Below are 2142 nucleotides of genomic sequence, written 5' to 3'. Positions count from 1 at the left end.
ATACCTTCTCTCTTCAATCTTATACTCTTTTTGTCTCATTCTTAAGTTAAACTACTATAATTTTAGTAATTAACCGAAACTTATTTCCTCCTATATTAAAGACTGTGTAGCCTTGTACAAAATCTGCGTGTGGATAAACTTCTCTTACATCTATGTAAAGTTTAGTGATCTTCGTAAACTGTTAGAATTAGATAACTTTGTACTAGATAGAATTACAGGTAGTCATCACATATTTATCAAAGATGAAACAATCTTAGTAATTCCAGTTCATAATAATCGGGTAAAATCAGTCTATGTTAAACGAGTATTAGAATTAATAGAAGGAGAGAAATCATGAATTATCCCATTGTTGTTTATCCCTGTGAAGCAGGGGGTTTTGTAGCAGAAATTCCAGCATTAAAAGGATGTTTAGCACAGGGAGAAACTTTAGAAGAAACCTTACAAGAATTGATAATTGTCAGAAACTTATGGTTAGAAACCGCCGCAAAACATGGTCAAAAATTACCAGATGTTGAACGTGCTATTTCTCAGGTTAAAGCACTCAGTAATGTATAATTAACTGTCTGAATCAGGATAACCAGGATGAAAGGATTAACAGGATAATATTTGATTTTGATATTCACAGAATATTAAAATTAGTGCAACTTTGTGAAAATGTAGATGAATATTAAAAAACCATCCTGTAAATCCTCAATTACAGAATGTGATGGGGAATTAGAGTAGTAAATTTGCCCCTAACTACAGATATTTCCCGTTTTTTTTGACCTCAAAGCCTGAAAATAGACGAAATTGCCATAATTTGCTGTTTTCGGGATTGGATTAGACAACAGATCAAAAATTGGCATCAGCAGATATTCTCTGTGCGCCCATTTCCAACGTACAATAAGAATATATATCCGAATATTTTGATTAAGCTCTATGTCAGTTTTAGCAGCGATCGCAGTTTTGGCTATTTTGATCTTAGTACATGAGTTGGGACATTTCATAGCCGCCCGTTCTCAAGGCATTTACGTTAACCGCTTTTCTCTGGGTTTTGGACCAACGCTTTTAAAGTACCAAGGATCACAAACGGAATATACTATCCGCGCTTTCCCCTTGGGTGGCTTTGTCGGCTTTCCTGATGATGATCCCGATAGCCAAATTCCCCCCAATGACCCGAATTTGTTGCGTAACCGCCCTGTTTTAGACCGTGCCATTGTCATTAGTGCGGGTGTAATCGCCAATTTAATCTTTGCTTATTTAATGTTGGCTTTGCAATTGGGAATCGTTGGTATACCTCAAGAATTTCAGTATCAACCAGGTGTAGTTGTCAAACCCGTAAATGAACAATCTATTGCTTACCAAGCAGGGATTCGAGAAGGTGACATTATTCTGGCTGTAAATGGTCAAGAAATTCCTTTAGGTAAAGACGCAACCACATTATTAACAAAGGAAATTCAAACCCATCCCAATCAAGAAATTGACCTGAAAATTCAACATGAAAATCAACAAAATTACCTGAAAATAACACCTAAACAAGGTGCTGATGGTAAGGGTGTTGTCGGAATTGAATTAGTAGCCAATGGTAAAGCAAACTATCGTCGTCCTCAAAATATTACAGAGATTATCAAAGTTGCTGCTAATCGTTTTCAACAGTTAGTTGTAGGCACATTTAAAGGTTTTGGACAGTTAATTACTAATTTTGGAAACACTGTCGGTCAAGTTTCAGGACCTGTGAAAATTGTCCAAATTGGCGCACAATTAGCCGCTAGTGATAGCACAAATTTATTCTCTTTTGCGGCAATTATTAGCATTAACTTGGCAATTATTAATATTTTGCCTCTTCCCGCTTTAGATGGTGGACAATTAGCCTTTTTATTAATTGAAGGTTTATTTGGTAAACCTTTACCTAATAAAATTCAAGAAGGTGTCATGCAAACTGGTTTATTCTTACTTTTAGGATTGGGTATTTTCTTAATTGTCAAAGAAACAACTCAGTTAGAATGGGTGCAAAAATTGTTACAGTAAATATCCTCAAATGATCACCTGGCTGCTAATACCAATTCTGTGCAGCCTCACATAAAATTGGTATGGTAACTAAGTAGGTGAATGGAAAGAAACCGACACAAGTAACGAAAAGTAAAGTTACCCAAAACCTCCTCT

The 2142-nt window shown here is 35.7% G+C and carries 4 protein-coding genes; 3 read left to right on the top strand and 1 reads right to left on the bottom strand.

The window, feature by feature from the left end:
* Positions 1 to 46: 46 nt before the first annotated feature.
* Positions 47 to 154 (bottom strand): type II toxin-antitoxin system HigB family toxin, encoded by a 108-nt coding sequence (locus ACIR131C_RS24480; protein WP_231395438.1) that lies wholly within the window; start codon positions 152 to 154, stop codon positions 47 to 49.
* Between ACIR131C_RS24480 and ACIR131C_RS27205 the strand changes: the two genes are divergently transcribed.
* The 3 genes from ACIR131C_RS27205 (at position 128) to rseP (ending at position 2007) form a co-directional block, all read left to right on the top strand.
* Positions 128 to 337: a type II toxin-antitoxin system HicA family toxin gene (locus ACIR131C_RS27205; protein WP_035371784.1), complete on the top strand. Its 210-nt coding sequence runs from the start codon at positions 128 to 130 to the stop codon at positions 335 to 337. The genes ACIR131C_RS24480 and ACIR131C_RS27205 overlap by 27 nt on opposite strands.
* A complete protein-coding gene (locus ACIR131C_RS0110135; RefSeq protein WP_028090096.1) occupies positions 334 to 555 on the top strand; it encodes a type II toxin-antitoxin system HicB family antitoxin in 222 nt (73 codons plus the stop codon). Before ACIR131C_RS27205 ends, ACIR131C_RS0110135 begins: the two co-directional genes overlap by 4 nt.
* A gap of 363 nt (positions 556 to 918) precedes the next feature.
* The gene (rseP, locus tag ACIR131C_RS0110130; RefSeq protein WP_028090095.1) at positions 919 to 2007 is read left to right on the top strand and encodes an RIP metalloprotease RseP; all 1089 of its coding nucleotides are present in this window, start codon (positions 919 to 921) and stop codon (positions 2005 to 2007) included.
* The last annotated feature ends 135 nt before the right edge of the window (positions 2008 to 2142 follow it).

Origin of the sequence: Dolichospermum circinale AWQC131C (assembly GCF_000426905.1) — a bacterium.
GTDB classification, from domain to species: domain Bacteria; phylum Cyanobacteriota; class Cyanobacteriia; order Cyanobacteriales; family Nostocaceae; genus Dolichospermum; species Dolichospermum circinale.
The sequence above is the reverse complement of the archived record's forward strand: the minus strand, read 5'-3'. Positions and strand labels throughout refer to the sequence as shown.